Below are 26,200 nucleotides of genomic sequence, written 5' to 3' on the forward strand. Positions count from 1 at the left end.
GCGTCAGGCTCCTTGTGCGCCGTTGCGGCGGTTGTCGATCAGGCTGACGAAAATATCCTCGAGCGAGCTCTGCGTCGTATGCAGGTCGCGAAAGCCGATGCCGGCCGAGCCGAGCGCGCTGATCAGCGTCGCGATGCTCGCGTCGTCGCGCTGCGAGTCGTACGTGTAGACGAGCGCGGCGCCGTCGTCCGCGCGTTCGAGCCCGAACGGCGCGAGCGCGGGCGGCACGTCCGCGAGCGGCTGCTCGAGCTGCACGGTCAGCTGCTTCTTGCCGAGCTTGCGCATCAGCTCGTGCTTTTCCTCGACGAGCACGAGCTCGCCGCCGAGGATGATGCCGATCCGGTCGGCCATTTCCTCGGCTTCCTCGATGTAGTGCGTGGTCAGCAGGATCGTCACGCCGCTTTCGCGCAGCGAATCGACGAGCTTCCACATGTCGCGGCGCAGCTCGACGTCGACGCCGGCCGTCGGCTCGTCGAGGAACAGGATGCGCGGCTCGTGCGACAGCGCCTTCGCGATCATCACGCGGCGCTTCATCCCGCCCGACAGCGTCATCAGCTTGCTGTCGCGCTTGTCCCACAGCGACAGCGCCTTCAGCGTCTTCTCGATATGCGCGGGATCGGGCGCCTTGCCGAACAGGCCGCGGCTGAACGACACGGTCGCCCACACGGTTTCGAACGCGTCGGTGGTCAGTTCCTGCGGCACGAGGCCGATCATTTCGCGGGCCGCGCGGTATTGATCGCGGATGTCGTGGCCGCCGACCGTCACGCGGCCTTCGGTCGGCGTGACGATGCCGCAGATCGAGCCGATCAGCGTCGTCTTGCCGGCGCCGTTCGGCCCGAGCAGCGCGAAGATCTCGCCGGGGCGGATGTCGAGGGTCACGTGCTTCAGCGCCTGGAAGCCGGACGCGTAAGTCTTGGAGAGGTCGGAGACGGAAAGGATCGGTTGCATGCTCACGGATGGCGCGGCCGGCCGGCGCGACGGTGTGTGCCGCGCGTGCCCGGTATCGCCGCCGCTGCGAAGCGGCCGGGATCGGGGACGGCATGGCGAACGGGCGTCATGTCGAACGGCGTTGTGGTGCGGGATCGCGGGACCGCCATATTAGCAATCGGTAGATGGAAATGCATTTCGGTGGAAAGGCCGGGCGTTGTTGGCGCCGGATTTGCTCGAAATGCTTGAGTGTTGCTCAATAAAGCTGTGCTTTGTTTGAGTTGTTCGAACAATTTTGGATATTTTCGGCGAGCCGGACGGCGATCGCGTTTTCTCGCCACCGCGCGGAGGCCGGCCCGCCGACTGTGCCGCCCGAACGCCTCTGCGCCGTACCGGGACGGCATGCCTGGCGCTCGCGATAATGCGTTCCTTTCACGGTTCACGGAGCGAGGCGAATGTCTTTGATCGATTTCAAATCCGTTGCGGCCGCGCAGGCCGCCGCATGGAAATCCACGATCGTCGGCGAGGTCGGGCCGGCCAGGATCAAGGTGTTGCGCATGGATGCGCAGCCGTACGAAGCGGAAGTGCACGACTACAACGAAGGGCTGCTGGTGCTCGACGGCCGGCTGATGCTCGAAGTCGGCGCGGAAACGGTCGTGGTCGAGGCCGGGCAGATGTATCTCGCGCTCGCCGGCACGCGCCACGCGGTGCTGCCCGGCAGCCACGGTACGCTCGCGATCATCGACGTGTAAAAGGTTGCGCGCCGCGTTCGCGAGGCCGCCTGCGAGCCGGCTCGCCCGCCCGGCGCGGAAAGCGGCCTGCCGCGCAAGCCCGTCGCGCGGCCCATCTATTTGTCTGAGCAAATAAAATGAAGGTCGTTTGAAAAATTGTCAAACTCCGTGAAAACACTAGGATCGCGCGGTTCCGTTCGTTTGGAACTCTGCATCCATTTACTTGTTTGAATGGTCCGATCATAGTCTCGTCAAACGACGCATCACGATAACGAATCAAGCGTACGTACGGAGACCAATTCAATGCGACGCGTATCCGCGGGGCCAACCGGACTGCCGTTTCCCAGTTTTTCGCTGAATGCAGGCGCGACATACGTCGTCAGCCTGCGTTGCCGCATCGCCGTGTAGCGGCGCACCACTTTCCGTTTCGATCGTTCCGACGGCGCCGTGCCGCATGACGGCGCCGCGGGAGCGCGCTTGTCTGCCGCCGCGGCTTTCGTCGCATTTGCATGAGCTGAAGGGCGGTCGCATTGCGAACACCATCATGCGCCGCGCGCTCGTGCGGCGGCGCGATACCAACCGGCGAGCCATGCAGCCCGTCCGGACGAGACTCGTCGTACCTGTAAAGGAGGGGTTGATGATTTGCATTCCTGAATGGCGGAAGGTGATCCTGTCGTGCGCGGTGTTGGCGCTGCCGTTCGTCGCCGGTTGCGGCGGCGGCGACGATCCGGGGCCGATCAACGTGCCGCAGTGCTCGGGCAGTGCATGCGGGCCGAGCGGCGCGATCACGCAACCGCCCGTCGTGACGAAGCTGTGTCCCGATTCGCTCGATTACACGACGACCTACACGGGTGGCGCCGGCAGCGGTGAATACGTGAAGGTGAAGTTCGACACGACGAAGCTCACGTATCAGATGCAGTTCATCGAATCGTCGGTACCGACGTCGGCGGGGCAGGTCAACGACACGCGCGCGGGCCTGACGATCAGCGGCGCATTCCATCATCCGACCAACCTTCCGACTGCCGAGCAGAACCGCTGCGCGTTCGTGCTCGATAGCGGCGCGACGAGCGACGGCGCGTATTCGGTGACGATCAAGCGTACCGATCCGCCGATGCTGTTCGTCGGCAATGGCGTGGTTGGCGGCGGGATTCCGGGGGCGACGATCGCGTTCCAGGGCATTGAGCCGATTCCGGGTTTTGTCCTTGGCGTGGTGCCGTCGCGCACATTCGATTTCTATCCGTTCATTGGCTTTGTCGAAACGGAAACCGACTTCACGAAGGTCGCTGGCAACTACAACGAAGTCGGTATCCATTTGTCGCCGGTCGGCGGTACCGCCCAGAATGCGAACGGGGCTGTCGGCTGGGAGCCGGACGTCGTCAACTGGAACCAGACGTTCAATGCGGACGGTTCGTGCACGATCACGCAGGGCAGCGACTACTCGTGCCAGACGACCGGGTCGCCGTGGACGCTGCGCAAGAACGCGGACGGGTCGGCGGACAACGTGTTCGTGAGCAATGCGGTGGCGAACCCGTTCGGTACGGTTGCGTATCCGGTCGCCGGGCAGGCGCCAGGCCTCGTGATCGTGACGCCGAGTCAGGCGAAGGGCATCATGATCGTCGGCAAGCTGAACGGCGTACGGGTGCCGATCGTGATTCGCGTCGGCTATACCCATGTGGATGCGAGCAATCCGCTCGCGTCGGTCGCCGATGCCGAAGTCGGGATCTCGATGCTCTCGTCGTCCACGGCGATTGCCGCGAACTCGCTGAAGGGCGGTTACATCGGCGCGACGAGCGCATCCGCATGCGGTGTCGTGACATCTACCGGTGTGGGGAACACCATCGCGCAGTCCGGCCCGAGCTTCGATAACCAGGTGCCGCACCCGGATCTGCCGGGCACCTTTGCCAACGGCTTCTTCATGGCGGAAGCGGGTAGCTGCAACGACGGCACTGCCGTGTCGACGATCTCCGCGAACTACACGTCGACGTTGTTCCAGGGCGGCACCGCGGCATTCATCGATCCGCAGACGTCTTCGGTAACGTCGCAGTTCGTGCTCGACTACACGCAGGCAACGCCCGGCAAGGTCAAGGTCACGGCCAACAGCGATTTCAACGCGAAGGGCGCAAGCGGCAATGTCGCGATCTTCAAGAAGGGCGACACGGGCTGGATCGTGACGGCCGGCAACGTCTACGCAATGGTCGTCAACAACAGCCAGGTCAACCCGTTCTTCACGGTCGGCGCGTTCGTCCAGTAACCGCGTACCGAACAAGTCACACCGGCGGCGCATGCGTCGCCGCCGGCGAATCTAATTTCAAGAGGATTCCTATGAATGTGAAGCATTGGATGGCCGCGGCGTCGCTCGCGCCCGTGCTGGCTGCGTGCGGCGGCGACGGCGACCCGCCGCCCGCGCCGGTGGTCCGGCTGTGCCCGCAGACGATCGACTACAACACGGTGTTCATCGGCGGCTCCGGGTCGGGCGAGCTCGTGAAAGTGCAGCTCGACACCACGAAGATGACGTTCCGGATGACCTACCTCGCATCGCCGGTGCCGACTGCCGCGGGCACCGTGCAGCCGACGCGCGACACGGCGCCGGCCAACGTCGTCGACGGCACGCTGGCCGACGAAACGGGCTTGCCGACGGTGAAGCTGAACCAGTGCACGTTCCGGATGCAGAACGCGAGCCTCGATCCCAGCCGGCCCGCGCGACTGTTCCTCGGAGAAGGCGTGCTGGGCGGCGCGATTCCTGGTGCGACGATCCAGTTCGACGGCGTGATCGGCGTCGGCAAGATTCCGAAGACGACGTTCCCGTATTACCCGTTCATCAGCTTCTCGTCGCTGGAGACCGACCTGACGAAGATCGCCGGCACCTACAACCAGCTCGGTTATCACCAGGTTCCGTCGCAGAACTTCCAGCCGGTGGCGCTCGATCAGAAGGTGACGATCAACGCGGACGGCAGCTACGTCGAGACCGACAACTTCGGCAAGAAGAACGGCGGGCAGCCGCTTGCATCGAGCACGACCGTGAACCAGCCGTTCACGCTGCGTCCGGATGCGCCGGCGTTCCAGTCGCTCAACTACCAGCCGCAGATTCCACCGACGCTCGCCGCGCTCGATCCGGCGAAGGCCGGCAAGGGGATCCTGATCGTCGGCAAGCTGCGCAACCAGCTCGTGCCGATCTTCATCCGCACCGGCGCCGCGAACGCGGACCTCACGCAGGGCCCGCCGAGCGCGGACGACGAATCGGGCATCTCGTTCCTGAGCCCGCAGACGGCGATTGCGCCCGGCTCGCAGAACGGTGAGTACACGGGTGTCGACAGCGCGTTCAACTATCGCGCGACCGCGCTCGTCGGCGCGCAGGCCACGCTGCTCGATCCGTTCAACGCATCGCAGGCCGCGCTCACGCGTGCGCTGAACCTCGACTTCACGCAGAAGGTGCCGGGCGTCGTGACGACCGTGCATGCGGATGCTGCGTCGGGGCCGGCGACCGGCAAGTTCGTGTTCACCGGCGGCGTATTCGGGTTCCTCGACATGGCCGATACGAGCAATCCGTACTTCACGGTCGGCGCGTTCGTGCAGTGACCACACCCGGACGGAGACACGGCGGCGTCGCGCGCGGATGCGCGGCGCCCGGACAGAATGAGAGGGGAGACTTCATGAAGAAGCTGATTGTCGCGGGTGTCGTCGCAGGCGTGTCGACACTCGCATCGGCCCAGCAGGCGGGCGACAACGTCGCGACGCTGGGCTGGCTGCACATCATGCCGCAGGATTCGACCAATGGCCTGACGACGAATCTCGCGAACATGCCGATCAACGGGCCGCTGCGGCTGCCCGGGTCGTTCACGTCGCCGGGCACGAGCCTGACGGTCAACAACGCCGATACGGTCGGCCTCACGCTCACGCACTTCTTCACCGACCATATCGCGGTGACGTCGGTGCTCGGCGTGCCGCCCGAGTTCACGCTGACCGGGCACGGCGTGATCCGGCCGCCGGGCCCGGCCGGCTCGCTCGGTTCGGTCGACATGGACAAGACGTCGAACCAGCCGGCCGTGAAGAACGCGCGGCAGTGGAGCCCCACGATCATTCTGCAGTACTACTTCAATGCGCCGACGGCGAAGTTCCGCCCGTTCGTCGGGATCGGCGTGGCCTACAGCTGGTTCAGCAACATCGAGCTGAACGGCAACTTCGCGAAGGACATCAACGAGAACCTCGGCAGCGTGCTCGCGGCCGGCGCCGGCAAGCCGGGGGCGACGTCGGTGGAGGGCAAGGCATCGTCGTCGTTCACGCCGGTCTACAACGTCGGCGCGAGCTATGCGATCGACAAGCACTGGGGGCTCACCGCGACGCTGACCTACATGCCGCTGAAGACGTACTCGTCGCTCGTGATCAAGGCGGCCGACGGTTCGACGCTCGCGACCACGCGCACGCGGCTGAAGGCCGATCCGCTGATCACGTTCGTCGGGATTTCCTACAAGTTCTGAGCCGACCGGCGCGCATGACGCGTGCCGGCGGCTTCCTGCGACCGGCTGGCCGGGCTCTTTCGGCCGGACGGTTGCGTTCCTGGCGGCGTGCCGCCATTTGTGAAGAGAGGGGGCAGTTCAAATGAGCATTCGCAAAATCGTATCGCTTGTTGCTGCAGTGGCATTCACCGCGGTTTCGGCCGCGCCTGCTTTCGCAGTCACCGTTTCGCGCGCTGACGGGCAGCCGATGAACCCGAACGGCGAGCCGTTCTCCGTATCGGGGCTCACGACGCTCAGCAAGGGATCGATCAGCGCAAACTGTACCGCGACGTTCAACGGGACGATCACGTCGACCGGCATCGTCCACATCACGTCGACGCAGTTCGCCGGAGGCGCCACGTGCGGACTGATCAGCGGCAGCGCGAGCAGCACGTCGCCGTGGACGGGCCAGGCCGACAGCACGACGCAGTTGTCGATCAACAACGTGCAGGTGAACGTCGCGCTGCTCGGCGCGTGCGGCCCGAGCAAGGTGGTAACGGCTTGGAACGACCCGAACTCGTCGCTGACGTTCAATAACGCTGCATTGACGCCGAATTGCACGGTGTCCGGCACGGTCACGACGTCGCCGAAGTTCCACGTGCAGTAAGCGTCGCGCGATCGAAACGGGGCGCCCGCCGTGCGCGAGGGCCGTGCGGCATGCGCGGCGGGTTCCCGCAGCTTCGATGCATTCGTGCCGTCGCGCGTATCGGCGCGACGGCCGATGGGCCGCCCGTGTCGCGATCCGATGCGGGCGGACATGCAAGGTCGGCACGGTGTACCGCGCGGACCGAAACAACATTATTCCAATTGGCCAGAACACTCCCGGACGACCCATGCTCACCGACCCAGCGAAGTATGGTGATGCCCGCGGCGCGACGCCTGACCGGCTGCGCACGGCCGCGTGGCTGCAGTACCTGATCGAACATCTCGACGCCGCCGCTTGCGCGCCGGCGGCGGGCGACGCCGGCGACACGACCGTCTTCGCGTCATACGCGATACGCATGCGGGCGGGCGCGAGCCTGTCTCGTGACGCAGCGGCCGTTCTTCACGGGCTTGCGCCGTGGATCGCAACGGACGGCGGCGGCTGCGCTTGCGACCCGACCGACCCGCTCGGCGCATGCTCGCATGTGCCGTCCGCGCAGCAGCTTGCCGAAGCCGAACGCCGTTGCCCCGGCTCGAGCGCCGTGTTCGACGCGGTGCACGGCGTGATCGACGCGTGCGCATTCGACGATCAAGATGTCGGCTGGGCCGCGCTCGCGCGGATTGCCGGCGGTGTCGAATGCAACGGCGCAGACGTTGGCGAACGTACCGCACATGAAAGAGAAGAGCAGGGTGAGACGCCGCCTGCGAAGAACCTGAGAGAAAAGCTGGCCGTCGTTGCGGCGACGACTGCGGAAACATCGGCCCGTCCCGGCGCCATCATCGACGCGATCGTGCTGCGCGTGTGCGGCCCGCGCGACGATGCATCACGCATCGACGAGATGGCCGCGCTCGCGATGTTCTCGGCCGCGCTCGCAGGCGGCAACGGGATTTCCGTTGCCGCGTATGGCGGTCAGCACAACCTCGTTGCGCGGGCGATCCGCGCGCATCGCGCCGATCTCGCGTCGGTGGACGGGTTGCTTGCCGGGCTGTCCGTGTGCCGGCTCGATCGACTCGTCGGCGCGGGCAGCTTCTGGGCGTACTACCTGCTGGCGGGCATCGTGATCGCCGCGCCGGACGCGGTGCGGGAAATCGGCGGTCGTTTTCATGGCGACACATGGCAGGCGTGGCTCGACGACGTGCTCGCGTGGCCGGCGGTCAGCCGCTTCGGGCCGAAGGAAGATGTCGGGTTCGAACACCTGCGCGACGCGATGAGCCTGACGTCGCGATGGAACCCGATCGTCCGCGCAAAGCGGATGCGGACGCGGGCCGTGGCGACGGCCCGGTTCGGCGAAGACGCAGAGAAGGCCCGCTGACACTCGGCTTTGCCGACATGAAACGACATGACCTGCGCGCGAGCACCCGCTCGCGCAGAAATACGGCACCCCATTCGCGCGCGCGAGTGGGGCATGAAGCAGCGGCGCCCCTCGTCGTCACGCACGGTCGGCGTCTCCCGCCGACCGCGCGCCATGCCACCCTGACTGACAGCGCGGCGGCAGCAGATCCGAGCCGCATCGACCGGACGCAGTATGATTCCGCAGGCAATGCCGGCGATCGATCGATTCGGGGTACCCGACCGCCCGCACCGCCGAAGATCCGCCAAGCTTGTTGAAAGCCGGACGCGAGACGCAGTCGTGTGAGAGCGCCGCTGCCGAACCCGCGTCCGGATCACCTTCATCGAAACGGTCAGTCAGATGTCAAAGCGCAACAAAAAAATTCTTCTCCTGAGCGTCAGCGCGGGCGCCGGGCATACCCGCGCGGCCGAAGCGATCCGCGCATTCGCAGGCAGTCATCCCGCCGGCATCGAAGCCACGCACCTGGACGTGATGGATTTCGTGTCCACCGGCTTCCGCAAGCTGTACACCGACCTCTACATCAAGCTCGTCAGCAGCCAGCCGGCGCTGTGGGGCTACCTGTACCAGAAGACCGACGAGGTCGATCCCGCCGCGCCGTCGCAGAAAATCCGGCGCGCGATCGAGCGGCTCAATTGCCGGCAGCTGCTCGCGGAAATCGAACGACAGCGCCCGGACGCGATCATCTGCACGCACTTCCTGCCGGCCGAACTGCTGTCGCGCGAGATCCGCAAGGGGCGCGTCGACACGCCGGTGTGGGTGCAGGTCACCGATTTCGACCTGCACAGCATGTGGGTCGTGCCGAACATGCGCGGCTACTTCGCGGCCAACGACGAGATCGCGTGGCGCATGCACGCGCGCGGCATGGCGCCTGAAACGGTGCATGTCAGCGGCATCCCGATCATGCCGGCGTTCGGCCAGCCGCTTGACCGCGCGGCCTGCGCGGCCGAATTCGGCCTCGATCCCGCGCGACCGACGTTCCTGATGATGTCCGGTGGTGCGGGCCTCGGCGGACTCGACGTGCTGGCGACGCGGCTGCTGGAGATGGACGCCGATTTCCAGTTGATCGCGCTGGCCGGCAAGAACCAGGCGATGCTGGCGTCGCTGCAGGCGCTCGCTGCGCGGCATCCGGGCCGGCTCTTTCCGCAGGGCTTCACGCAGCAGGTCGAACGCCTGATGGCCTGTGCCGACCTCGTCATCACGAAGCCGGGCGGCCTGACGACGTCCGAATGTCTCGCGATGCAGCTGCCGATGATCGTCAACTCGCCGATTCCGGGCCAGGAAGAGCGCAATGCGGATTTCCTGCTCGAACAGGGCGTTGCGCTGAAGGCCATCGACGACGATGCGCTCGTCTACCGGATCCGCGCGCTGCTGCAGACGCCGGAGCGCCTGGCCGACATGCGCCGCCGCCTGGCCCCGCTCGGGCGGCCGCTGGCAGGACGCTTCGTGCTCGATCGCGTGCTCGGCCTGGAGCCTGCCGCATGAGCGTCGCGCGTTTTGTGCCGACGCGCCATACGTTGTTCGTCGTCGCGTGGGTCATGTTGCTCGCGTTCTTTTTCGCGAACGTCGAGATCCAGATCGAGGGCAGCGCGGGCTGGGCCGCCAACCTGCCGACCTGGCGCATCGACAAGCACTGGCTGCTCGATATCTTCTGGGGCGGGCGCCCGATGACCGGATACCACGCGTGGGTGTTCCCGTTCGTCGCGCTGTTCTTCCATCTGCCGCCCATCTTCAACGCGCGCTGGTCGTGGCGCATCGAAGCCCGCATCATCGCGTGCATCATGGTGTTCTGGCTGACCGAGGATTTTCTGTGGTTCGTGCTGAATCCGGCCTACGGCCTTGCCCGCTTCAACCCGGCGCACGTGCCTTGGCATATCCACTGGCTGGGCGTGGCGCCTACCGACTACTGGACGATGAGCGCCGCCGCGATCGTCCTGTTCATCCTGTCGCGCGAGCGCGAGCGCGCATTCCACTGAACACCGAACCAACATGAAGATCGCCTTCATTGCCGCGATCGCCGTTACGCTTGCCGGGCTCGTGCAGCCGGCCCATGCGGACCCGGTGTCCGGCGTTTCCTCACGCCCGATCCAATGGGCGCAAAACATTGCCGATGCGCGCGTGAACAACCTGCATCGCATCACGCCGACGCTGTACCGCAGCGCGCAGCTTTCGCGGGAAGACGTGCCGGAATTGCAGAAGCTCGGCATCCGCAAGGTCATCAGCTTCCGCGCATTTCACGCGGACGACAGCATCCTGGCCGGCACGCAGATCACGATGCAGCGCATCCGGATCAATACGTGGTACATCCGCGACGAAGACATGGTCGCCGCGCTGAAGGCGCTGCGGACCGCCGACCAGGACGGCCCGGTGCTGATCCATTGCCAGCACGGCGCCGATCGCACCGGGCTCGTGTCGGCGCTGTACCGGATGGTGTACCAGGGCTGGACGCGCGAGCAGGCGCTCGACGAACTGCAGCACGGCGGCTACGGGTTCCATCCGATCTGGCAGAACATCACGAATTACCTGAAGCACGTCGACGTCGAGCATTTGCGGCAAGAGGTCAACAACGGTTGAGCCGGAAATGAAAAACGCCGCCGACGGTAATCGTCGGCGGCGTTTCTCGTGGGCGTTCGGGCAACGCGCCCGCAACCGTCAGACTGTCTCCGGCTGCCTTGCCGCCTTCGCGACGAAGTAACGCACGACGACGCACGCGAGCGGCTTCCTGCCGCGAATCTGAAGTGTGGTCATGATTGGCGCCTTGTGGCCCGACAGACTTCCTTTCATTCCAATCGCATTTCAGGACTCGTTCAATTTAATTCTTAAGGTATGCAGAACAAGATCGTCCCGGGTTGTTTCGCAAACGTTTGAGAGGGAGAGGATCCTTGGCCCCGAGCAGCGTTCTTGTCGTTCCATCCGCACGTGCGGGCGTCGACATCCACCAGTCCTGCAGTCTGGGCATGCCTTAGGCGAAGAGCGCCGCGCTCGCGGACATCTTTGCCTTCGAAGGTGCCAGCGGCATGAGCGAACCGACGAAGTACACGATCCGGTTCACCCATCCCGTGCACTCGTGCAACATGGGATCCGACCTCCGCACTGCCCCGGATAGTCCGCGCAGCCGGAGCGGTCTGATCGGCCGCTTCTTTGGCGTGGAGCTGCTTAACTCCATTATATTGTGGTTATTGTCGTAATTTTGCCGATAAGTCGTGAAATTTAGGAATTACGCCTCTTGAGCCAAGGTGACGTTAATTCTATAATTTTGGGTGCTAACTGGCATAGAAGGGGGTAGATACACACTATGTTGGATTTAAGCTTTAGCAAGCCGAATGAGGTCGTCAAGCGCCTCTGCAATCGCTTGCGCACAGAGCGTTTGGCTCTGGGCATGACTCAGTCGGATCTGGCCGGGCGTGCCGGCATTGGGGCCAACACCGTGTCCAACCTGGAGGCCGGGCGCAATGTCGGCTTCGAGGCCGTGGTCCGGGTGGCGATGGCGCTCGGCCGCATCAAGGAGTTCGAAGGTCTGTTCCAGCCAAAGCTGGACAGCATCGAGGACATTCTGCGCTACGAGAAAACAGCCAAGCGCCTCCGTACAAGGAGGAAGTCCAGCAATGCCTGAGCAAGTGAATGTCTTCTACGAGGGCTGGGGGGAGCGATGGCATTGGGGCACGCTGGTCTCCACGACAGCCCTGACCGGTCGCCCACTGATCGTGTTCGAGTACAGCAACGAGGCCAGGCAAAGGGGCCTGGAGCTGTCTTCGTACACGCTGCCGCTGGAGGGCCCTCAGTTGCGGCGAGATTTCCCAGGCCATCAGTTGCAACTTCCGGGGCCTGTCTATGACGCCTTGCCAGACGGGTGGGGCATGCTGCTGATGGACCGTATGTTCAGGCGCCGTGGACTCAACACGGCCCGCATTGGCGCCCTGGAGCGGTTGGCCTATATCGGTAGCAACGCGATGGGGGCCATGACGTTTGAACCCGTCGCACCCGAAGGAGAGGCGCCGGACGTCCACATCCCGCTGGAACAGCTTGCTGCCGAAGTGCAGGAAGTGCTCCATGGTGAAGGTAGTGAGTTCCTGCAGACGTTGCTGCTGGTGGGCGGCTCGCCCCAAGGTGCAAGGCCCAAGGCCCTGGTCTATCGCGATCCGCAAACCGGTGGGCTTACCACGGCCGTCACGCCGGGCTTCGACGCCTGGCTGGTCAAGTTCCCGGGCGGAGAAGAGCATGCCGAGGTGTGCGCCATCGAGATGGTCTACGCCGAATGTCTGCGCAGATGTGGCATCGAGACCCCGGACACGCAGTACTTCGGTTTGCCCAATGGGCTGGCGGCGTTCGCCAGCAAGCGCTTTGATCGGCATGATGGATTGCGCGTCCCCATGCAGAGTCTCGCGGCGTTTACGGGGGCCGATTACCGGATTGCGGGGTCGTTGGACTACTTCAACTTCTTGCGGGCGACCCAGATCTGTACCAACGACGTGCGAGAGATGGGGAGGGCCTTCGAGCGCGCCGTCTTCAACGTCGCGTTCAACAACCGAGACGACCATCCCAAGAACTTCTCCTACGTCATGGCGCCAAATGGTCAGTGGAGACTGGCGCCGGCCTACGATGTGACGTTCTGCGAGGGACCCGGTGGATATCACCAAATGGACGTGATGGGTGAGGCACTGGAGATTTCCCGCGCGCACATGCTTCGGCTTGCCGAGGAAGCCGAAGTGCCCCAGGACGTTGCCGGCAGAATGATTGACGGCATTTGCGAAGTGGCCAGCCAATTCTCGGACATGGCCGAGAACATGTACCCGCGGATTATTACTCGAGATACCTTGCGCACGATCCAAGGCCGCATCAACGAGAACGTTGCCCTGCTACGCCAGGGTCCCGCGGGCCGCGCTCGCCGGTGAAGATGAACCGGCCGGCGAACGGTTCAGAAGTCCTCCAGCCGTTCAAAACGCGTGCGCCCGCGAACTCATCCGGCCGATGTGATCACATGGCTGCAAGTCGGGAACTCGCTTCCGCGCAAGTCACCGTAAAAGAAACGAAAACGCCGCCAACCGTCACTGCCGGCGGCGTTTCGTCAGTATGTCGATGAGCGGGCAGCACGCCCGCCGTCGTCAAACCGTCTCCGGCTGCCTCACCGCCTTCGCGACATCGCGCGCGAGCGCGCCGTTCGCGACGAAGTAAGGCACGTCGACACGCGCGAGCGGCTGCTTCCCACGAATCTTGTCGGCGATCTTCTCCGCGATCATGATCGTCGGCGCGTTCAGGTTGCCGGTCGTGATGATCGGCATGATCGATGCATCGACGACGCGCAGGCCTTCCAGCCCGTGCACGCGACCCTCTTCGTCGACCACCGCCATGTCGTCGTAACCCATCTTGCACGAGCACGACGGATGGAACGCGGTCTCCGCACGAGCACGCACGAAAGTGTCGAGCTCCTTGTCGCTCTTGCAGTCGGCGCCCGGGTTCAGCTCGCGGCCGCGATAGCGGTCGAGCGCGGGCTGCCGCATGATCTCGCGCGTCGCGCGGATCGCATCGCGGAACTCGCGCCAGTCGAGCGCTTCGGCCATGTAGTTGAACAGGATGCTCGGATGCTGGTTCGGATCGCGCGAGCGCAGTTTCACGCGGCCGCGGCTCGGCGAGCGCATCGAGCCGACGTGCGCCTGGAAGCCGTGCATCTCGATCGCGTTCGAGCCGTTGTAGTTGATCGCCACCGGCAGGAAGTGATACTGGATGTTCGGCCAGGGATCGTCGTCGCGCGTGCGGATGAAGCCGCCCGCCTCGAAGTGGTTGCTCGCGCCGAGGCCGGTGCCGTTCAGCATCCATTCGAGGCCGATCTTCGGCTGGTTCCACCACTTGAGCGCCGGGTACAGCGACACGGGCTCCTTGCACTCGTACTGGATGTACATCTCCAGGTGGTCCTGCAGGTTCTGGCCGACACCGGGCAGGTCGAGCACGACGGGAATGTCGAGTTCCTTCAGCCACGCGCCGGGGCCGACGCCCGAGCGCTGCAGCAGTTGCGGCGATGCGATCGCGCCGCTGCACACGAGCACTTCGCGGCGCGCATGCGCGGTCGCGCGCTCGCTGCCGCGCAGGTACGTGACGCCCGATGCGCGCTTGCCGTCGAACAGGATGCGGTCGGCGAGCGCATGCGTGACGATCTCGAGGTTCGGCCGCGCACGCGCCTGGTCGAGATAACCGCGCGCGGTGCTCGCACGGCGGCCGCGCGGCGTGACGGTGCGGTCCATCGGGCCGAAGCCTTCCTGCTGATAGCCGTTCAGGTCGTCGGTGCGCGGATAACCGGCCTGCACGCCCGCGTCGACCATCGCCTCGAACAGCGGGTTCACGCCCGGCTTGCTGGTGGTGACCGACACGGGGCCGCTGCCGCCGTGATAGTCGTTCGGGCCGACGTCGCGCGTCTCGGCTTTCTTGAAGTACGGCAGGCAGTCGAGATACGTCCAGTTCTCGAGGCCCTTGTGCGTCGACCAGTTGTCGTAGTCGAGCGCGTTGCCGCGGATGTAGCACATGCCGTTGATCAGCGACGAGCCGCCGAGCCCCTTGCCGCGGCCGCATTCCATCCGGCGGTTGTCCATGTGCGGCTCGGGGTCGGTCTCGTACGCCCAGTTGTAGCGGCGGCCCTGCAGCGGATAGGCGAGGGCGGCCGGCATCTGCGTGCGGAAGTCGAAGCGGTAGTCGGGGCCGCCCGCTTCGAGCAGCAGCACCGTGACGTCCGGATCTTCCGTCAGGCGCGTTGCGAGCACGTTGCCCGCGGAACCTGCGCCGCAGATGATGTAGTCGTATTCGCGTGTCGTCATGACGGTCAATCTCCTTAAAACACCGGGTTATAGCGGCCGAGCTCGACCTGCACCGACTTGATCCGAGTGTAGTGCTCGAGCGTCGTGATGCCGTTCTCGCGTCCGACACCGGATTGCTTGTATCCGCCAACCGGCATTTCGGCCGGCGATTCGCCCCATGTGTTGATCCAGCAGATGCCGGCTTCCAGGCGATGGATCGTGCGGTGCGCGCGCGACAGGTTCTCGGTCACGACGCCGGCCGCGAGGCCGTAGTGCGTGTCGTTCGCGCGAGCGATTACTTCGTCCTCCGATTCGAAATCGAGGATGCTCATCACCGGCCCGAAGATTTCCTCGCGAACGATCTTCATGTCGTCGCGGCAATCGCCGAACACCGTCGGCGCGACGTACTGGCCGCTGCCGAAGTGGCCGTCGGTCAGGCGCGTGCCGCCTGCCAGCAGCTTCGCGCCTTCGGCCTTGCCGCTTTCGATGAAGCCGAGCACCTTGTCGAGCTGCGCGGCCGACACGAGCGGGCCGAAGTTGGTATCGGCATCGGTCGGCTTGCCGACGCGGATGCGCTTCACGCGTTCGAGCACGCGCTGCGTAAACGCGTCCTTGATCGAGCGGTGCACGAACACGCGCGTGCCGTTCGTGCAGACCTGGCCCGAGCTGAAGAAGTTGGCGGTCACCGCGATGTCGGCCGCGCGGTCGAGGTCCGCATCGTCGAACACGATCAGCGGCGACTTGCCGCCGAGTTCCATCGTCACTTCCTTCAGCGACGATGCGCCGGCCAGCGACATCACCTTCTTGCCCGTCTCGACGCCGCCCGTGAACGACACCTTCGCGATGTCCGGGTGGCCCGTGAGCAGCGCGCCGACCGAGCCGTCGCCCTGCACGACGTTGAACACGCCGGCCGGCACGCCGGCTTCCGTATAGATTTCCGCGAGCTTCAGCGCGGTCAGCGGTGTTACTTCGCTGGGCTTGAACACCATCGCGTTGCCGGCCGCGAGCGCGGGCGCCGTCTTCCAGCACGCGATCTGGATCGGGTAGTTCCATGCGCCGATGCCCGCGCACACGCCGAGCGGTTCACGGCGCGTGTAGACGAACGAATCGGCGCGCAGCGGCACCTGCAGCCCTTCGATCGCGGTCGCGAGGCCCGCGTAATACTCGATCACGTCCGCGCCGGTGACGATGTCGACCGCGAGCGTCTCGCCGATCGGCTTGCCGGTGTCGCGCGTTTCGAGCGCAGCAAGTTCGTCGTTGCGCTCGCGCAGCAGGTCGACCGCGCGGCGCAGGATGCGCGAGCGCTGCATCGCGGTCATCGCGGCCCATTCGCGCTGGCCTTCCTGCGCGGACGCAACCGCGCGGTCGACGTCGGCCGCGCTCGCCTGCTGCACCTGCGCGAGCAGTTCGCCGGTGGCGGGATCGAAGGTGTCGAAAGTCTTGCCGCTCGTGGCGTCGACGTAACCGCCGCCGATGTAGAGGCGCTGCAAACCGAATACGGACATGAGGATCTCCTTGAGGGCGACTGCGTAGCGTCAGTCGGACGCGAGCAGCAGGTCGATGTAATCGTGGGCGAGCTTCAGCGTCGCCCGGGTGTCGATGGGGCCGCCGGCGAGCGCGCCGCGCAGCCACAGGCCGTCGATCAGCGCGGCGAGGCCGCTGGCGGCTTCGCGCGCCTTCGTGCGCGGCAACGCCTTCGCGAATTCCGCGCACAGGTTCGAATGGAGGCGCCGCGTATTGACGTGCTGCAGGCGCTTGAGCATCGGGTCGTGCATGCTCTGCGACCAGAACGCGAGCCACGTCTTCATCACGGGCGCGCTGACCTGCGTCTCGTCGAAGTTCGCGGCGACGACTGCACGCAGCCGCGAACGCGGATCCTTGCGTGCCGCCGCGCGGCGGCGCGTGGTGGCCGACCACAGGTCGCGCAGCACGTGCCGCATCGTCGCTTCGAGCAGGCCGTCCTTGTCGCCGAAGTAGTGGCTGACGATGCCCGTCGAGATCTTCGCGCGTTGTGCGACCGATGCGAGCGTCGTGCCGGGCAGGCCCGCTTCGTCGATCGAACGCAGCGTGGCGTCGATCAACTGTGCGCGGCGTATCTCCCGCATTCCGACTTTCGGCATCGCGACTCCCTTCGCCCGGACGGGCCATCCATGGAAGTCGAGAGCTTAGCGGTTTTTTATTGAACGATCAATCAACAAAAAATCGGGGTCTGACGATGGCAGGGTGTTCTGCAGGGGGGGGCGGATCGATCGCTTGCCGCGATGTGCAGATGCGGAAAAACGAATTGAAAGAAGGTTAATTAAGCTGGAGTTTGTTTAAAACGGTTTGTGAAAAGATGGTGCAATGCACCGGAAAATTTCCAGTAGCGTTTCTATTACAAAACGAAAGAGTGTGGATGCCTGTAATATTCTTCACGATGTGGAATGGCGAGTGCGGATGGTGAAGATAGGCAAATTCCGGAAATCCGTTTAAATCAGTCGATTTAAATAACGTATCGTATTGAATTTGAAGGAAAATATACGATTAATTTTCGCCGGAGAGGATGCCTCGCAAACGATTGCCAGTGCTTTTGTGGCGATCCCTCATACCATATAAATTGATAAAAAAATTTGAATCCGATGTATTCCCGGATCGAATAGAGGGAATCGTTGGAGTGACTTGAGTCAGTAATATTGTCCGTATTAATATGGCGCCGCACTACGAGGAATGAATGGGCGCCGCCGGTATTTGCCGCGGTGCGTCGGCAATGGGCGCGGCGACAGGTCGCGCGCAGGGCCGGCACCCGCCATTGCGCACCTGCAGCATGCCGCGACGTCGAGACGCCGCATCCACCGGAGAACGACGATGCCGACCGAAAAACACGTGGTCCCGCTGCCGAATGGTCTGAAGGTCTACGTCGAACGGAACGTGTTCGACCCGGCGTTCGACACGGCGATGCTCGTCAACGGCGCGCTCGCGACGACCGCGTCGTTCGGGCAGACCGTCCAGTATCTGGGCGAGCGGATGAACACGATCTGCTTCGACCTGCCGTACGCGGGGCAGTCGCGCCAGCACAATCCGGGCTGCTTCATCCTGACCAAGGACGACGAAGCCGCGATCCTCCAGCATCTGGTCGAGCGCTTCGCGCCGGCATTCCTCGTGTCGGTGTCGTGGGGCGGCGTCGCATCGCTGTTCGCGCTCGCGCGCGGCTGCCCGAGCGTGCGGCGCGCGGCGATCTGCTCGTTCTCGCCGTTCCTGAACGACGCGATGGTCGATTACGTGACGCGTGCCCGCGATCACATCGCGGCCGGCGAGAACCTGAAGGCCGCGCAGTTGCTGAACGACACCGTCGGCCGCTACCTGCCGCGCATCATGAAGCTGTACAACTACCGGTATCTCACGCGCCTGCCGCGCGACGAGCAGGACCAGGTCGCGTTCCACGTCGACCAGATCCTGTCGCTGCAGCCCGAGCGCTACTTCAGCGAGTTCTCGAACATCGGCTGCGAGCTGCTGTTCCTGAACGGCGAGCGCGACGAATACACGACGCCGGCCGATGTTCGCCAGCTCGGTGCGCACGTGTCGCGCGCGCGGTTCGCGACGGTGCCGGACGCCGGCCATTTCCTCGACATCGAAGGCCGCGCGCAGCGCGAACACACGCGTGCGGCACTGCTCGATTTCTTCTGCGACGGGTCGCCCGTCGCGGCCGGCATGGCGCACGCCGCCGCGCATGCGTGCGTGCCCGCGCCGCTGCACGCGCTGTCGTCGTGACGCCGCACGTCGTGCCGCGGGCCCGGCCCGCGCACCCGAATTCCCATCCCAACGAGGCAGGCCAGCCGTGAATATCGTTCAGACCATCGCCATCGTCGTTCCCTGGGCCGCATGGCTCGCGTACTGGATCGCCACGTCGCAGGGCGTGAAGACGACCGTGCGCAAGGAAGCGTCGCGCTCGCGCACGCTGCAGTCGATTCCGCTGATCGTCGGCGGCGCGCTGATCATCCTGCCCGATCCGTCCTGGCAGGCGCTCGTGCCGGACTGGCAGCGCTTCGGCCTGCAGGCACAGTGCGGGCTCGCGGTGCTGGTCGCGGGCCTGCTGTTCTCGGTGTGGGCGCGGCTGCATCTCGGTACGAACTGGAGCGTGTCGGTCACGCTGAAGGAAGACCACGAACTCGTGCGCACGGGGCCGTACGCGCTCGTGCGTCACCCGATCTACACGGGCTGCCTGCTCGCGCTCGTCGGCGCCGCGCTGATCGGCGGCGAATGGCGCGGCGCGATCGGTGTGCTGCTCGTGTTCGCGTCGCTCGCGTACAAGGTGCGCGTCGAGGAGAGCTGGCTGACCGGGTATTTCGGGTCGGCGTACACGCAGTACCGCCGCGAGGTCGCGGCGCTGATTCCCGGTTTCTACTGATACCGCGAGGCGCGCGATGGCGAAGATGATCGTGACCGCGATCGGTTCCGCGGGCGACGTGCATCCGTTGCTCGGCGTCGCGCGCACGCTCGCGGCGCGCGGTCACGCCGTCGTGTTCTGCACGCACGCGCCGTTCGAGGCGGCCGTGCGCCGTTGCGGTTTCGCATTCGTGCCGGTCGGCACCGCGGCCGAATACGAGGCCGCGATGGCGAACCCCGCGCTGTGGGACCCGCGCACGTCGTTCCGCACGCTGTGGCAGGTGATCGCGCCGATGCTGCGCCCGCATTACGACGCGCTGCATGCGCTGACCGACGACGATACGGTGCTCGTCGGCACGCTGTGGGCGTTCTCCGCGCGCTTCATGCAGGAGCTGCACGGCACGCCTTACGTGTCGGTGCAGGTGTCGCCGTCGACGCTGCTGTCCGCGCATGCACCGCCGACGCACCCGCGCCTGACGATTCCCGCGCGCTGGCCGCTGCCGGTGAAGGCGGCGCTGATGACGCTGATCGAGCGGCAGGTGCTCGACCGCGTATGCGGCCCCGCGCTCGACGCGGTGCGCCGCGAACTCGGGCTCGCGCCCGCGCGGCGCGTGCTCGGCCGCTGGCTGCATTCGACCGACGGCGTGCTGTGCCTGTTTCCCGGCTGGTTCGCGCCGCCGCAGCCCGACTGGCCGTCGAATCATCTGCAAAGCGGTTTTCCGTTGTTCAACGACATCGCGGCGCCTGACGAAGATGCGGAACTCGATGCGTTTCTTGCGGCCGGCGAGCCACCGGTCGTGTTCACGGCCGGCTCGACGCTCGTCGATCACGCGACGTATGCGCGCGCGGTGGCGGACGCGCTGCGTGCGACGGGCGCGCGCGGGATCCTGTTGACGCCGCACGATGCCGCGCCGGACGGCAACCGGTTGCTCGTGCGCCGCTTCGTGCCGATGCGCACGCTGCTGCCGCGTTGCCGCGCGCTCGTGCATCACGGCGGGATCGGCACCGCGGCGCTCGCGTACGAGGCCGGGATCGTGCAGGTCGTGACGCCGTTCGCGCACGACCAGTTCGACAACGCGCAACGCGTCGCGGTGAGCGGCTGCGGCGTGCGCGTCGACGGTCCCGTCGACGGCGCGCGTCTCGGCGCGGCACTGGCGCACGTGCTGGACGAACCCGCATTCGCGGTGCATGCGGAGCGCGCGCGTGCGCTGCTCGCCGCCGCACCGGACGGCTGTCATGCGGCCGCCGATTTCATCGAACGGTTCGCGCCGAAGCGCGGGCGGGCGATCGTGCGGGCCGATGTCGCGGTGGCCGGCGCATGAGCACCGCGTCGCCGCTTCGCGATGCGCCCGGCGCGCCGTCCGCATTCGACGCGCTGGCCCTGGCGCCAGCGCCGGCCGCGCAGCCGGTGCGCGGCATCCGGCTCGCGCTGCTGACGTTCGCGCTGTCGCTCGCGACCTTCATCGAGGTGCTCGACTCAACCGTGACGAACGTCGCGGTGCCGGCGATTTCCGGCAGTCTCGGCGTATCGAACAGCCAGGGCACGTGGGTGATCAGTTCGTATTCGGTCGCGGCCGCGATCGCGGTGCCGCTGACCGGCTGGCTCGCGCGCCGCGTCGGCGAATTGCGGCTGTTCGTCGGCGCGGTGCTGCTGTTCACGCTGACGTCGCTGCTGTGCGGGCTCGCGCGCGACCTGCATGTGCTGGTGATCTGCCGCGCGCTGCAAGGGCTGTGCTCGGGGCCGATGGTGCCGCTGTCGCAGACGATCCTGCTGCGCGCGTTCCCGCCGGACAAGCGCACGATCGCGCTCGCGCTGTGGGCGATGACGGTGCTGCTTGCGCCGATCTTCGGGCCGGTGGTCGGCGGCTGGATCGTCGACAACTTCTCGTGGCCGTGGATCTTCCTGATCAATTTGCCGATCGGGTTGTTCTCGTTCGCGGTGTGCACCGCGATGCTGCGCCCCGACGCGCAGCGCGGCGCGGCCGGCCCGATCGACGTGCCGGGCATCGTGCTGCTGGTGATCGGCGTCGGCTCGCTGCAGGCGATGCTCGATCTCGGCCACGATCGCGGCTGGTTCGATTCGCCGCTGATCGTCACGCTCGCGGTGGTCGCGGCGCTCGCGATCGTGTCGCTGCTGATCTGGGAGGCGGGTGAAGCGCACCCCGTCGTCGATCTCGGCCTGTTTCGCGACCGCACGTTCTCGTTCTGCGTGCTGATCATCTCGCTCGGGATGATGAGCTTCTCGGTGGTCGGCGTCGTGTTCCCGCTGTGGATGCAGGCCGTGATGGGCTACAACGCGTTTCACGCCGGGCTCGCCACGGCATCGCTCGGCGTGCTCGCGCTCGTGTTCTCGATCCTCGTCGGGCTGCATGCGCACCGCTTCGACGCGCGCGTGCTCGCGACGTTCGGCTTCCTCGTGTTCGCGGCCGTGCTCGCGTGGGACGCGCATTTCACGCTGAAGATGACGTTCGCGCAGATCGCCGCGCCGGGGCTGATCCAGGGGATCGGGCTGCCGTGCTTCTTCATTCCGCTGACCGCCGCGACGCTGTCGCGGATTCCGGACGACCGGCTCGCCGCCGCGTCGAGCCTGTCGAACTTCCTGCGCACGCTGTCGGCCGCGTTCGGCACCGCGATGAGCGTGACGCTGTGGGACAACCGTGCGACCTATCACTACGACGTCGTGTCGCAATCCGTCACGCATGCGTCGGCGAACACGCAGCGCTTCGTGCACACGCTGAACGCGATGGGCGTGGACGGCGTGCGCGAGCTGACGACGCTGCACCAGGTCGTGATGCAGCAGGCTTACATGATGGCGACGAACGACATGTTCTGGATGGCGAGCATGACCTGCCTCGTGCTCGCCGCGATGATGTGGCTGACGCGGCCGAAGCGCGGCGCGGCGGCGTCCTTCGGGCATTGAGGAGACGAACATGACGACACTCGGCGCACTCGTGATCCTGTATTACCCGAGCGACGCGCAGCTCGAAGCGCTTGGCGCATGGCGGCACGCATGCGACGCGTTGCTCGTCGTCGACAACACGCCGCAGCCCGATGCGCGGGCGCGCGACCTGTGCGCGCGCGAAGGCATCGCGCTGCTGCATCACGGCAACCGCGGCGGGATCGCGGGCGCATACAACGCGGGGCTCGCGGCGCTGTTTCGCGACCGCATCGATGCGGTCGCGCTGTTCGACCAGGATTCGTCGGTGCCGGCCGCGTATTTCCCGGCGATGCGCGATGTCTGCGCGGGGCTCGCGGGGCGTGCGTTCCTGGCCGGCCCGCGCATCTTCGACGAGAACGCGCGCAGCTTCCTGCCCGAACTCTCGACCAACGGGATCGGGCTGCGCCGCCTGCGCATCGAGCCGGGTGCACCGATGCAGCGCTGCGCGTTCCTGATCTCGTCGGGCTGCGTCGTATCGCGCGGCGCGTTCGACGTGCTCGGCCGGTTCGACGAGACGCTGTTCATCGATCACGTCGATACCGAATACAGCTTCCGCGCACTGTCGCGCAACGTGCCGCTTTATGTCGTGCCGTCGCTGGTGCTGCCGCACCGGATCGGCGCGAAGCAGCGTCATGCGATCGGCCCTTTTGAAATGACGTCGATGAATCATTCGTGGCAACGGCGCTACTACAGCGCGCGCAATGCGGTGCAGCTCGGGATGCAGTACGGGCTGCGCTTTCCGGTGGCGATCGTGCCGAACCTGCTGACCGTGTGGCAGGTCGTGCAGATCGCGCTCGTCGAGCGCGACAAGCGCGCGAAGCTCGCCGGCATCCTGTTCGGTGTCGCCGATGGCCTGTTCGGCCGGCTCGGTCCGCTCGAACGCACGCGGCCGCGGCTGGCCGCACGCGCGCAGCGCATTCAGCAGGGATGAGGGGCGCGATGCGGCGTGTGAAGAAAGCGGCGGGTTTGGCGTGTGGCGTGCAACGCGGCTCGATGATCGCGGCGGCGGCCGTGCTGCTCGCATTGGGCGGATGCGTGCCGTCGGGCTTCCTGCCTTCGCTGTCGCTGCGCGCGCCGGCCGGCGATGCGCTCGCGCACACGGCCGGCCCCGGCGCGAACGGCGCGTGGCCCGCGCCCGACTGGGTGAAGCAGTTGCAGGATCCGCAGCTCGACGAACTGGTGGCGGAAGCATCGCAGAACAACCCCGATCTGCAGGTCGCGCAGGCGCGGCTGCGGATCGCGCAGGCGCAGCTTCAGCAGTTCGATTCGCTGACGGGGCTGACGGGCACGGCAGGAGCCACGGTCAGCCGCGCGCGGATGCCGAAGCCCGGCGACATCGCCGATGTGACGGCCGCCGGCTATCGCGTGCCGGTCGAGATATTCGGCGATCCGAACGTATCGCCGTCGTCGGTGTTCGTCGGGCTGAACTACCAGCTCGACCTGTGGGGAAAGAACCGCGCCGCGACGAAGAGCCTGATGTCGCTGCGCGATGCGGCCGGCGTCGAGGCCGAACAGGTGCGGCTCACGCTCGCCGTCGCGATCGTCACCGTGTACTGCCAGCTCGACCAGGCGTACGCGGTGCGCGACCTGCTGCAACAGAAGCTGAAGATCAGCCAGCGCGTGACGGCCGTGCTGCGCGAGCGCACCGCGCGCGGCCTCGACAACGCGTACGACGCGAGCGATGCATCGATCAAGCGCAGCCGCCTGCTCGAACAGATCGCGCTGAACGACGAGCAGATCAAGCTCGCGCAACTGCAGCTCGGCGTGCTGTCTGGCCGCGGCCCCGAGCGCGGGCTCTCGCTGCAGCGGCCGCGCGTCGGCGCGTTCGCGGGGAACGCCGTGCCGGCGCGGCTGCCGGCCGACCTGCTCGGCCGCCGGCCCGACATCGTCGCCGCGCGGCTGCGCGTCGAAGCCGCGTTCGCGAATGCCGATTCGACGCGCGCGCAGTTCTATCCGGACGTGAACCTCGTCGCGCTCGGCGGCGTGTTCGCGCTGACACCCGCATCGTTGTTCTCGCGCGATTCGCTCGCAGGCTCCGTCGGCCCCGCGATCTCGCTGCCGATCTTCGACCGCGGCCGGTTGAAGGCGAAGCTCGGCGCGGATGTCGCGCAGGCCGACGTCGCGATCGGGCTGTACAACAAGACCGTCGACGACGCGCTCGGGCAGGTCGCACAGATCGTCACGTCGCTGCAAACGTCGCAGACGCTCGTCGCGCAGCAGCAGGATGCGGTGGCCGCCGCGCAGAAGATCGTGCAGATCGCGGCCGACCGCCACCGGCGCGGCGTGCTGATGCAGAAGGATGTCGATGTCGCGGATCTCACGCTGATCGACGAGCGCGCGCAGATGATCGCGCTGCTCGGCCGGCAGCGGACGCTGCGCGTCGGGTTGATCGGCGCGCTCGGCGGCGGGTTCGATGCGGGCGCAACGGTCGCGCAGGCACCGGCCGTGCATCAGGCACGCAGTGGGGCGGCGAGGCGCGGTGCGGCGACCACTGGTGCCGCCGCGGCCGCGAGCCGGGCGGCGGCGGGTACGTCGAACGACGCGCGCTCGGGGAGCGTGGCAGTGTCGCCGGCTACCGGCACGGCGAGTGCCGCCTCGGCATCCGCACCGCGCAACGACGCGGCGCGTCCGTCGACGGTCGGTGCAACCAACCCCGGCGCGGCGCCTCGCGGTACGCCTGTTCTCGCGCGCACGGCATCGGCGAGCCCGGCGCCGGGCGCGTCGGTCATGCCGGCGATCCCCGTCTTCCAGCACGATCGTCTGATCGTTACGCAAAGCGACTGATGCACCACGACAACCTTCATACCGCCGCGCAGCCGGCCGCGCTGAACGATCCGGCACTCGATGCGCGCCGCGCGACGCGTCGCAAGCGCTTCACCGTGTTCTTCGCGGTCGTGCTGCTGGCCGCGCTCGCGTGGATCGCGTACTGGCTGTTGAGCGACCGCTATTACGAAGACACCGACGACGCGTATGTCGCGGGCAGCATCGTGCAGGTCGCCGCGCAGATTCCGGGCGCCGTGACCGACGTGCTGGTCGCCGATACGCAGGCCGTGCGCGCCGGGCAGACGCTCGTGCGGCTCGACGACACCGAGGCGTCCGTCGCGTTCGCGCAGGCGAAGGCGCAGCTCGCGCAGGCCGTGCGGCAGGTCGCGAACGCGAAGATCTCGAACACGATGTACGTCGAGGCCGTGAATGCACGGCGCGCCGACCTGTCGCTCGCGCAGCGCGCGTTCGCGGCGCGCTCGGGCGCGTCGGTCGAGATCGTCGCGCCCGAGGAGCTGGCGCGTGCGCGCGCGGCGGTGGCCGGAGCGCAGGCGAATCTCGCGGCCGCGCAGGCGCAGCTCGATGCCGCGCGTGCGCTCGGCAGCAAGCTGCCGGTCGACGAAAGCCCGGCCGTCGTGCAGGCGGCCGCGCAGTTCAAGCTCGCGTACCGGAACCTGAAGCGCACGACGATCGTCGCGCCGGTCGACGGCACGATCGGGCAACGCTCGGTGCAGGTCGGCCAGCAGGTCGGCCCCGGCGTGCCGTTGATGTCGGTCGTGCAGTTGAACCGGCTGTGGATCGACGCGAATTTCAAGGAAGGGCAGATTCGCCACATGCGCGTCGGGCAGCCGGTCGAGGTCGTGTCGGATCTCTATGGCACGCGCGTCGCCTATCGCGGCCGCGTGCAGGGCTTCTCGGCGGGTACGGGCAGTGCGTTCTCGATGCTGCCGTCGCAGAACGCGGCCGGCAACTGGATCAAGGTCGTGCAGCGCGTGCCGGTCGTGATCGCGATCGATCCGCGCGATCTCGCCGCGCATCCGCTGCGCGTCGGGCTGTCGATGCGCGTGACGGTCGACACGCACGACCGCAACGGCCACGCGCTCGACAGCGAGCCGCCGACGCCGGCCGTCAGCACACGCGTGCACGACGGCGTCGCGAGCGAGGCGGAAGCGGCCGCCGCGGCGATCATCCGGGAGAATCAGGGCGGGTAACG

Annotated in this window: 23 protein-coding genes; 18 read left to right on the plus strand and 5 right to left on the minus strand. The window is 66.4% G+C overall.

The genetic code is table 11. The features are described 5' to 3' along the window. Positions 1 to 3: 3 nt before the first annotated feature. Both KVT39_RS22625 and KVT39_RS22630 read right to left on the minus strand, forming a co-directional pair. Positions 4 to 948 (minus strand): ABC transporter ATP-binding protein, encoded by a 945-nt coding sequence (locus KVT39_RS22625; RefSeq protein ID WP_217590275.1) that lies wholly within the window; start codon positions 946 to 948, stop codon positions 4 to 6. Between the two features lie 2 nt (positions 949 to 950). After that, on the minus strand, positions 951 to 1,220 hold the full coding sequence (locus KVT39_RS22630) for a hypothetical protein (protein ID WP_217590242.1): 270 nt from the start codon (positions 1,218 to 1,220) through the stop codon (positions 951 to 953). A 162-nt stretch (positions 1,221 to 1,382) separates the two neighbouring features. On the opposite strand from KVT39_RS22630, the gene KVT39_RS22635 reads away from it, so the two are divergent. From KVT39_RS22635 to KVT39_RS22685, 11 genes are all read left to right on the plus strand, one after another. Beyond that, positions 1,383 to 1,679, plus strand: coding sequence for a cupin domain-containing protein (locus tag KVT39_RS22635; RefSeq protein ID WP_034180775.1), 297 nt, complete (start codon positions 1,383 to 1,385; stop codon positions 1,677 to 1,679). Between the two features lie 616 nt (positions 1,680 to 2,295). Further along, positions 2,296 to 3,909, plus strand: a complete 1,614-nt coding sequence (locus KVT39_RS22640; protein ID WP_105391724.1) for a DUF2957 domain-containing protein — start codon at positions 2,296 to 2,298, stop codon at positions 3,907 to 3,909. Positions 3,910 to 3,980: 71 nt separating this feature from the next. Beyond that, on the plus strand, positions 3,981 to 5,234 hold the full coding sequence (locus KVT39_RS22645) for a DUF2957 domain-containing protein (protein WP_217590243.1): 1,254 nt from the start codon (positions 3,981 to 3,983) through the stop codon (positions 5,232 to 5,234). A gap of 74 nt (positions 5,235 to 5,308) precedes the next feature. Then, positions 5,309 to 6,133, plus strand: coding sequence for an OmpW family protein (locus KVT39_RS22650; protein ID WP_006752708.1), 825 nt, complete (start codon positions 5,309 to 5,311; stop codon positions 6,131 to 6,133). A gap of 121 nt (positions 6,134 to 6,254) precedes the next feature. Beyond that, a complete protein-coding gene (locus tag KVT39_RS22655) occupies positions 6,255 to 6,758 on the plus strand; it encodes a hypothetical protein (RefSeq protein ID WP_034180772.1) in 504 nt (167 codons plus the stop codon). 226 nt (positions 6,759 to 6,984) lie between these two features. Further along, positions 6,985 to 8,106 (plus strand): hypothetical protein, encoded by a 1,122-nt coding sequence (locus KVT39_RS22660; RefSeq protein WP_217590244.1) that lies wholly within the window; start codon positions 6,985 to 6,987, stop codon positions 8,104 to 8,106. Between the two features lie 378 nt (positions 8,107 to 8,484). Then, positions 8,485 to 9,627, plus strand: coding sequence for a glycosyltransferase (locus KVT39_RS22665; RefSeq protein WP_217590245.1), 1,143 nt, complete (start codon positions 8,485 to 8,487; stop codon positions 9,625 to 9,627). Next, a complete protein-coding gene (locus KVT39_RS22670; RefSeq protein WP_217590246.1) occupies positions 9,624 to 10,118 on the plus strand; it encodes a hypothetical protein in 495 nt (164 codons plus the stop codon). The genes KVT39_RS22665 and KVT39_RS22670 overlap by 4 nt, the downstream gene beginning before the upstream one ends. Positions 10,119 to 10,131: 13 nt before the next feature. Beyond that, positions 10,132 to 10,716: a dual specificity protein phosphatase family protein gene (locus tag KVT39_RS22675; protein WP_034180768.1), complete on the plus strand. Its 585-nt coding sequence runs from the start codon at positions 10,132 to 10,134 to the stop codon at positions 10,714 to 10,716. Positions 10,717 to 11,440: 724 nt separating this feature from the next. Beyond that, positions 11,441 to 11,755: a helix-turn-helix domain-containing protein gene (locus tag KVT39_RS22680; protein ID WP_368858935.1), complete on the plus strand. Its 315-nt coding sequence runs from the start codon at positions 11,441 to 11,443 to the stop codon at positions 11,753 to 11,755. Beyond that, positions 11,748 to 13,034 (plus strand): type II toxin-antitoxin system HipA family toxin, encoded by a 1,287-nt coding sequence (locus KVT39_RS22685; protein WP_105391719.1) that lies wholly within the window; start codon positions 11,748 to 11,750, stop codon positions 13,032 to 13,034. Before KVT39_RS22680 ends, KVT39_RS22685 begins: the two co-directional genes overlap by 8 nt. 210 nt (positions 13,035 to 13,244) lie before the next feature. On the opposite strand, the gene betA is transcribed toward KVT39_RS22685, so the two are convergent. From betA to betI, 3 genes are read right to left on the minus strand one after another with little or no spacing between them, the layout of a single operon-like run. Further along, positions 13,245 to 14,945, minus strand: a complete 1,701-nt coding sequence (gene betA, locus KVT39_RS22690) for a choline dehydrogenase (protein WP_034180765.1) — start codon at positions 14,943 to 14,945, stop codon at positions 13,245 to 13,247. Between the two features lie 14 nt (positions 14,946 to 14,959). Continuing rightward, complete coding sequence (betB, locus tag KVT39_RS22695; protein ID WP_105391718.1) at positions 14,960 to 16,429, minus strand: betaine-aldehyde dehydrogenase; 1,470 nt, start codon at positions 16,427 to 16,429, stop codon at positions 14,960 to 14,962. A gap of 30 nt (positions 16,430 to 16,459) precedes the next feature. Further along, positions 16,460 to 17,044, minus strand: coding sequence for a transcriptional regulator BetI (gene betI / locus KVT39_RS22700; RefSeq protein WP_034180763.1), 585 nt, complete (start codon positions 17,042 to 17,044; stop codon positions 16,460 to 16,462). Between the two features lie 724 nt (positions 17,045 to 17,768). Here betI and KVT39_RS22705 point away from each other — a divergent pair. The 7 genes from KVT39_RS22705 (at position 17,769) to KVT39_RS22735 (ending at position 26,198) form a co-directional block, all read left to right on the plus strand. Further along, a complete protein-coding gene (locus KVT39_RS22705) occupies positions 17,769 to 18,671 on the plus strand; it encodes an alpha/beta fold hydrolase (protein ID WP_034180762.1) in 903 nt (300 codons plus the stop codon). A gap of 67 nt (positions 18,672 to 18,738) precedes the next feature. Then, a complete protein-coding gene (locus KVT39_RS22710; RefSeq protein WP_034180761.1) occupies positions 18,739 to 19,308 on the plus strand; it encodes an isoprenylcysteine carboxylmethyltransferase family protein in 570 nt (189 codons plus the stop codon). Between the two features lie 16 nt (positions 19,309 to 19,324). Then, on the plus strand, positions 19,325 to 20,608 hold the full coding sequence (locus KVT39_RS22715; RefSeq protein ID WP_217590248.1) for a glycosyltransferase: 1,284 nt from the start codon (positions 19,325 to 19,327) through the stop codon (positions 20,606 to 20,608). Beyond that, complete coding sequence (locus tag KVT39_RS22720; RefSeq protein ID WP_217590249.1) at positions 20,605 to 22,206, plus strand: DHA2 family efflux MFS transporter permease subunit; 1,602 nt, start codon at positions 20,605 to 20,607, stop codon at positions 22,204 to 22,206. Before KVT39_RS22715 ends, KVT39_RS22720 begins: the two co-directional genes overlap by 4 nt. A gap of 10 nt (positions 22,207 to 22,216) precedes the next feature. Continuing rightward, complete coding sequence (locus KVT39_RS22725) at positions 22,217 to 23,155, plus strand: glycosyltransferase family 2 protein (protein WP_105391714.1); 939 nt, start codon at positions 22,217 to 22,219, stop codon at positions 23,153 to 23,155. Between the two features lie 8 nt (positions 23,156 to 23,163). Beyond that, positions 23,164 to 25,008 (plus strand): efflux transporter outer membrane subunit, encoded by a 1,845-nt coding sequence (locus tag KVT39_RS22730; protein WP_217590250.1) that lies wholly within the window; start codon positions 23,164 to 23,166, stop codon positions 25,006 to 25,008. Further along, a complete protein-coding gene (locus KVT39_RS22735; RefSeq protein ID WP_105391712.1) occupies positions 25,008 to 26,198 on the plus strand; it encodes an HlyD family efflux transporter periplasmic adaptor subunit in 1,191 nt (396 codons plus the stop codon). The genes KVT39_RS22730 and KVT39_RS22735 overlap by 1 nt, the downstream gene beginning before the upstream one ends. The last annotated feature ends 2 nt before the right edge of the window (positions 26,199 to 26,200 follow it).

Origin of the sequence: Burkholderia sp. GbtcB21, from assembly GCF_019091065.1 — a bacterium.
In the GTDB taxonomy this organism is placed as follows: Bacteria; Pseudomonadota; Gammaproteobacteria; order Burkholderiales; family Burkholderiaceae; genus Burkholderia; species Burkholderia pyrrocinia_C.

What these genes read in the sequence shown, in the direction of transcription:
- KVT39_RS22625 (WP_217590275.1), bottom strand. Translation starts at nt 948, where the DNA reads ATGCAACCGATCCTTTCCGTCTCCGACCTCTCCAAGACTTACGCGTCC.
- KVT39_RS22635 (WP_034180775.1), top strand. Translation starts at nt 1,383, where the DNA reads ATGTCTTTGATCGATTTCAAATCCGTTGCGGCCGCGCAGGCCGCCGCA.
- KVT39_RS22640 (WP_105391724.1), top strand. Translation starts at nt 2,296, where the DNA reads ATGATTTGCATTCCTGAATGGCGGAAGGTGATCCTGTCGTGCGCGGTG.
- KVT39_RS22645 (WP_217590243.1), top strand. Translation starts at nt 3,981, where the DNA reads ATGAATGTGAAGCATTGGATGGCCGCGGCGTCGCTCGCGCCCGTGCTG.
- KVT39_RS22650 (WP_006752708.1), top strand. Translation starts at nt 5,309, where the DNA reads ATGAAGAAGCTGATTGTCGCGGGTGTCGTCGCAGGCGTGTCGACACTC.
- KVT39_RS22655 (WP_034180772.1), top strand. Translation starts at nt 6,255, where the DNA reads ATGAGCATTCGCAAAATCGTATCGCTTGTTGCTGCAGTGGCATTCACC.
- KVT39_RS22660 (WP_217590244.1), top strand. Translation starts at nt 6,985, where the DNA reads ATGCTCACCGACCCAGCGAAGTATGGTGATGCCCGCGGCGCGACGCCT.
- KVT39_RS22665 (WP_217590245.1), top strand. Translation starts at nt 8,485, where the DNA reads ATGTCAAAGCGCAACAAAAAAATTCTTCTCCTGAGCGTCAGCGCGGGC.
- KVT39_RS22670 (WP_217590246.1), top strand. Translation starts at nt 9,624, where the DNA reads ATGAGCGTCGCGCGTTTTGTGCCGACGCGCCATACGTTGTTCGTCGTC.
- KVT39_RS22675 (WP_034180768.1), top strand. Translation starts at nt 10,132, where the DNA reads ATGAAGATCGCCTTCATTGCCGCGATCGCCGTTACGCTTGCCGGGCTC.
- KVT39_RS22685 (WP_105391719.1), top strand. Translation starts at nt 11,748, where the DNA reads ATGCCTGAGCAAGTGAATGTCTTCTACGAGGGCTGGGGGGAGCGATGG.
- betA (WP_034180765.1), bottom strand. Translation starts at nt 14,945, where the DNA reads ATGACGACACGCGAATACGACTACATCATCTGCGGCGCAGGTTCCGCG.
- betB (WP_105391718.1), bottom strand. Translation starts at nt 16,429, where the DNA reads ATGTCCGTATTCGGTTTGCAGCGCCTCTACATCGGCGGCGGTTACGTC.
- betI (WP_034180763.1), bottom strand. Translation starts at nt 17,044, where the DNA reads ATGCCGAAAGTCGGAATGCGGGAGATACGCCGCGCACAGTTGATCGAC.
- KVT39_RS22705 (WP_034180762.1), top strand. Translation starts at nt 17,769, where the DNA reads ATGCCGACCGAAAAACACGTGGTCCCGCTGCCGAATGGTCTGAAGGTC.
- KVT39_RS22715 (WP_217590248.1), top strand. Translation starts at nt 19,325, where the DNA reads ATGGCGAAGATGATCGTGACCGCGATCGGTTCCGCGGGCGACGTGCAT.
- KVT39_RS22720 (WP_217590249.1), top strand. Translation starts at nt 20,605, where the DNA reads ATGAGCACCGCGTCGCCGCTTCGCGATGCGCCCGGCGCGCCGTCCGCA.
- KVT39_RS22725 (WP_105391714.1), top strand. Translation starts at nt 22,217, where the DNA reads ATGACGACACTCGGCGCACTCGTGATCCTGTATTACCCGAGCGACGCG.
- KVT39_RS22730 (WP_217590250.1), top strand. Translation starts at nt 23,164, where the DNA reads ATGCGGCGTGTGAAGAAAGCGGCGGGTTTGGCGTGTGGCGTGCAACGC.
- KVT39_RS22735 (WP_105391712.1), top strand. Translation starts at nt 25,008, where the DNA reads ATGCACCACGACAACCTTCATACCGCCGCGCAGCCGGCCGCGCTGAAC.